General features: G+C 51.7%; 5 protein-coding genes. All 5 read left to right on the top strand.

The annotated features are described in order from the left end of the window. Positions 1-292: F0F1 ATP synthase subunit gamma (locus tag QVO97_RS03735; RefSeq protein ID WP_288188833.1), on the top strand; the 292-nt coding region annotated here is incomplete at its 5' end. Between the two features lie 41 nt (positions 293-333). Next, complete coding sequence (atpD, locus tag QVO97_RS03730; protein ID WP_288188848.1) at positions 334-1,734, top strand: F0F1 ATP synthase subunit beta; 1,401 nt, start codon at positions 334-336, stop codon at positions 1,732-1,734. Between the two features lie 6 nt (positions 1,735-1,740). Then, a complete protein-coding gene (atpC, locus tag QVO97_RS03725; protein WP_022359057.1) occupies positions 1,741-2,154 on the top strand; it encodes an ATP synthase F1 subunit epsilon in 414 nt (137 codons plus the stop codon). Positions 2,155-2,248: 94 nt separating this feature from the next. Continuing rightward, positions 2,249-3,208, top strand: coding sequence for a LysR family transcriptional regulator (locus tag QVO97_RS03720; protein WP_022359056.1), 960 nt, complete (start codon positions 2,249-2,251; stop codon positions 3,206-3,208). Positions 3,209-3,740: 532 nt separating this feature from the next. Then, positions 3,741-4,574, top strand: coding sequence for a TrmH family RNA methyltransferase (locus QVO97_RS03715; protein ID WP_022359055.1), 834 nt, complete (start codon positions 3,741-3,743; stop codon positions 4,572-4,574). Positions 4,575-4,583: the final 9 nt, after the last annotated feature.

Raw genomic sequence — 4,583 nt, 5'->3', positions numbered from 1 at the left:
GCGGCTGGAGGAGTTTTCCCTCCGGGCAACGCCGGAGGAAGCGATGAATGCGATCGTTCCGAACTATGTAGCCGGATTTATCTACGGCGCGCTGGTTGAGTCGTTCTGCAGCGAGCAGAATGCCCGTATGATGGCGATGGATGCGGCGACGGATAATGCGGATGCACTTTTAAAAGATTTGAATACGATGTACAACCGGGCGCGGCAGGCGGCGATCACACAGGAGATCACCGAAGTATGCGGCGGCGCGGCTGCACAGAGACGAGAACGAGAAGAGGAGATGAGAGTGTGATGGGAGAACAGGCGGCAGAGACAAAAAAGACTGAAACCAGCCTGCCGGAAGGCAAGATTGTCCAGGTTTCCGGTCCGGTTGTCGATGTGAAATTTGAGAGCGGTCCCCTTCCGGAGATCCGGGACGCGCTCACAGTAGAAAATCAGGGAAAGATGTGTGTGATGGAAGCTGCCAAGCACATGGGAAATAATATCGTCCGCTGCATCATGCTGTCGGCAAGCGAGGGCTTGAGCCGTGACATGAAGGTAACACCGACGGGAGAAGGCATTTCCGTTCCGGTTGGCGAAAAGACGCTTGGACGTTTGTTTAATGTTTTAGGTGAGACGGTAGATGGAGGACAAAAGCTGGATGGTGAGGAGCACTGGTGTATTCACCGGGATCCGCCGCCATTTGAGGATCAGAGCCCGGTCGCGGAGATTCTGGAGACGGGCATCAAGGTGATTGATCTTCTGGCGCCGTATTCCAAGGGCGGAAAAGTCGGTCTGTTTGGCGGCGCGGGCGTCGGAAAAACAGTCCTGATTCAGGAGCTGATCCGGAATATTGCGATGGAGCAGGGCGGTTATTCTATCTTTACGGGTGTCGGTGAGCGTTCCCGTGAGGGCAATGACCTCTGGAGTGAGATGAAGGCATCCGGTGTTCTGGAAAAGACAGCGCTCGTGTTTGGACAGATGAACGAGCCGCCGGGAGCCCGTATGAGAGTTGCAGAGACCGGGCTTACGATGGCAGAATATTTCCGTGACAAAATGCACCGGAATGTGTTACTATTTATCGATAATATTTTCCGTTATGTACAGGCAGGTTCGGAGGTTTCAGCGCTGCTTGGGCGTATGCCGTCGGCGGTTGGTTATCAGCCAACGTTAGCGAATGAGATGGGCGAGCTGCAGGAGCGGATTGCCTCGACGAAAGATGGTTCGGTCACTTCAATCCAGGCAGTCTATGTACCGGCGGATGATTTAACCGATCCGGCACCGGCGACTACCTTTACCCATCTGGATGCGACTACGGTTCTTTCCAGAAAGATCGTAGAACAGGGTATCTACCCGGCGGTCGATCCGCTGGAATCCTCGTCCCGTATTCTGGAACCGGATGTGGTCGGAGAAGAACACTATGAGACGGCCAGACGGGTGCAGGAGATTTTGCAGAAATACAAGGAATTGCAGGATATCATTGCAATTCTGGGTATGGACGAGTTGTCTGAGGAAGATAAGCTGACCGTCGGCCGCGCAAGAAAGATACAGCGTTTCTTATCCCAGCCGTTCCACGTGGCGGAGAACTTTACCGGTGTACCGGGCAAGTATGTGCCGTTAAAGGATACCGTCAAGGGCTTTAAGGCAATTCTGGATGGTGAGATGGATGCGTACCCGGAGGCGGCATTCTTCAATGTCGGAACGATCGAGGATGTAGTGGCAAAGGCGAAGGCTTTAGAGAAACAGGAGGCGTAGGAACGGATGGCAGATTTTCATGTAAAAATCATATCCAGCAACCGGACATTCTATGAGGGAGTCTGCCACTGTCTGATCCTTCCGGCGGTGGACGGTGAGATGGCTGTCATGGCGCACCATGAGAGCGAGATCGTGGCAGTCAAAGCGGGAGAAATGCGTTTCCAGGCGACAGAGGACGGTCCGTGGGAGGCGGCAGTCGTCGGGCAGGGCTTCTGTGAGATCGCCAACAACCGTGTTATGTTGCTGGCAGATACGATCGAGAAACCGGAGGAGATCGACCGGATCCGGGCGCAGGAGGCATTAGAGCGTGCGAAAGAGCGGCTGCGCCAGAAACAGAGCATTTCCGAGTATTACAGCACCCGCGCGGCGATGGCGAGAGCGCTGGTTCGTCTGAAAGAGACGGAAAAATTTGTGGACTAGGTGCGTTAGAGGCGGATTTGAGCCTGATGTAATTCTGTGGCAGATGCGGTTCAGAAAGAAATGACAGAAAATCAGTAAGAATGGAGAACAGGGCATGACATTACTTCAGTTAAAATACGTGGTGGAGGTGGCGGCAGCCGGAACCATCAGCGGGGCGGCAAAAAAACTTTATATTGCACAGCCGAGCCTCACGGCGGCGATCAAGGAACTGGAGCATGAGATTGGATTTTCCCTGTTTACCCGCACGAACAAGGGTGTAGTGATTTCCCCGGACGGGGAAGAATTTCTGGGGTATGCGAGACAGGTGATCGAGCAGGCAAACCTGATCGAGGAGCGCTATTTTGGCGCTGTGCCGCAGAAACGCCAGTTCTGTGTCTCCACCCAGCACTATTCCTTTGCCGTTGAGGCGTTTGTCGATCTGATCCGCGAGTACGGCGGAGAAGAGTACGATTTCCGTATCCGCGAGACGCAGACGTATGAGCTGATTGAGGATGTGGCGAAGCTTAGGAGCGAGGTTGGCGTGCTGTATCTGAACCGTTTTAACGAGACGGTGATCCGCAAGACGCTGCGGGAACACGACCTCAAATTTACGCGGCTTTTTATGGCAAAACCGCATGTATTTATCGGTGCGGCCAATCCGCTTGCAAGCCGCAGTTCCATCACCCTGTCGGATTTGGAACCTTATCCGCGTCTGTCCTATGAGCAGGGCGAGCACAATTCCTTTTATTTCTCCGAGGAGATCCTCAGCACGCTGGACAGCCGCAAGGACATCCTGGTGTCCGACCGCGCGACCCTGTTTAATCTTCTGATTGGGCTGAATGGATATACGATCTGCAGCGGTGTCATCAATGAGGAACTGAACGGACCGAATATTGTAGCGATTCCGCTTGATGTGGACGATTATATGGAGATCGGTTACATTACTCACAATCGCGTGACACCGGGACGGTTTGCGGGGCTGTATATTGAGGCGTTGAAGCGGAGAGTGGGAGTGCCGGTTCCCAAAGTGTCTGCCCGTGAACCAATAACCAGAATTCCTGTTTCCGACAGGTGATTTTTTGGTTTGACTTTTTTTAAAACAGGAAATATAATAATACCGAAACGAGTAGCAAACGAGCGTAAATCCAGTTTTGCTACTCTTTTTTTATTATTCCATAAAGAATGTGCCAAGGTGTATTTTTTATTAAATTTCATAAAAATGCCATTAAAAAGTGTGTTGCAAAATAAATGCTTTTGAAATAAAGTCTTCCGGAACGGGAAAACATGAGTCAATCCGAGAGTTTTACAGAAAATATTCAAGGAATGTGCATAACCTATATTTGCTGTCACAGAAAGATGTGGGGAAAGAGGAAAATTTATTGTTGAAACCGTTTTATTTGATGCCATTTTTAACGTGACAAATCGAAATCTTTTGCCGAAGATAGATTTGTATGGAAATAGGAACGAAATCGGAAAGAGGATGATAGAATGCGGCAGAATAGAGAAATGATTTCATGTCAGCGTCCATAATCGGCACTTCCTTTTTGTAAGAAATGTGGTATACTCGATAGAACATGAAAACCATATTAAAAAAGGTGAAAAGCAGAATGAATCATATTTCAATTACAACCCTGGAAGCGCCGGAGCTGGATATCTATGCCCGGCTGAGCGAGGGGCAGTTATTTCATTATAATGAACCAAAGGAAGGTCTTTTCATTGCGGAAAGCCCGAAGGTCATCGGGCGGGCGCTCGACGCGGGATATGAGCCGGTTTCTTTTCTGATGGAAGAACGCCATATCGAGACAGAAGGGCGGGAGATTCTGGAACGCCCGGTGTGTGCGGGAGTGCCTGTGTTTACGGCACCATTTGATGTGCTGACGCGCCTGACCGGCTTTAAACTGACGCGCGGGATGCTGTGTGCGGTGAAACGGAAGAAAATGCCGGGGATCGAGGAAATCTGTGCAGGTGCCAGACGGATCGCGATTCTTGAGAATGTAGAAAATCCTACGAATGTGGGGGCGATTTTCCGGTCAGCGGCGGCGCTCTTTATGGATGCGGTGCTTCTGACACCGGGATGCAGTGACCCGCTGTACCGCCGCGCAAGCCGTGTCAGTATGGGAACAGTGTTTCAGGTGCCGTGGACGTACATTCCGAAGGGCGACTGGGCGGAGAACAGTATGGAAACGCTTAAGAAGCTGGGATTTTGCACGGCGGCGATGGCGCTCAGTGACCGTTCCGTGAGTATCGCGGATCCGGCGCTTTCGCAGGAAGAAAAATTAGCGATCATTCTCGGAACCGAGGGTGACGGGTTGGCGGCATCGACGATCGCGGCGTGCGATTACACCGTGAAAATCCCGATGTCACACGGCGTGGATTCGCTCAACGTGGCAGCAGCGAGTGCAGTGGCGTTCTGGCAGCTGGGCATGGGAAACAGGAAATAAAGTTCTGGC

Source organism: Clostridium sp. CAG:43 (assembly GCF_000434655.1).
Classification (GTDB): domain Bacteria; phylum Bacillota; class Clostridia; order Lachnospirales; family Lachnospiraceae; genus Otoolea; species Otoolea fessa.
Note: the sequence above shows the minus strand (reverse complement) of the source record. Positions and strands in the feature narration are given on the sequence as shown.

Coding starts and splice junctions, on each gene's coding strand:
- atpC (WP_022359057.1), top strand. CDS start 1,741: ATGGCAGATTTTCATGTAAAAATCATATCCAGCAACCGGACATTCTAT.
- QVO97_RS03720 (WP_022359056.1), top strand. CDS start 2,249: ATGACATTACTTCAGTTAAAATACGTGGTGGAGGTGGCGGCAGCCGGA.
- QVO97_RS03715 (WP_022359055.1), top strand. CDS start 3,741: ATGAATCATATTTCAATTACAACCCTGGAAGCGCCGGAGCTGGATATC.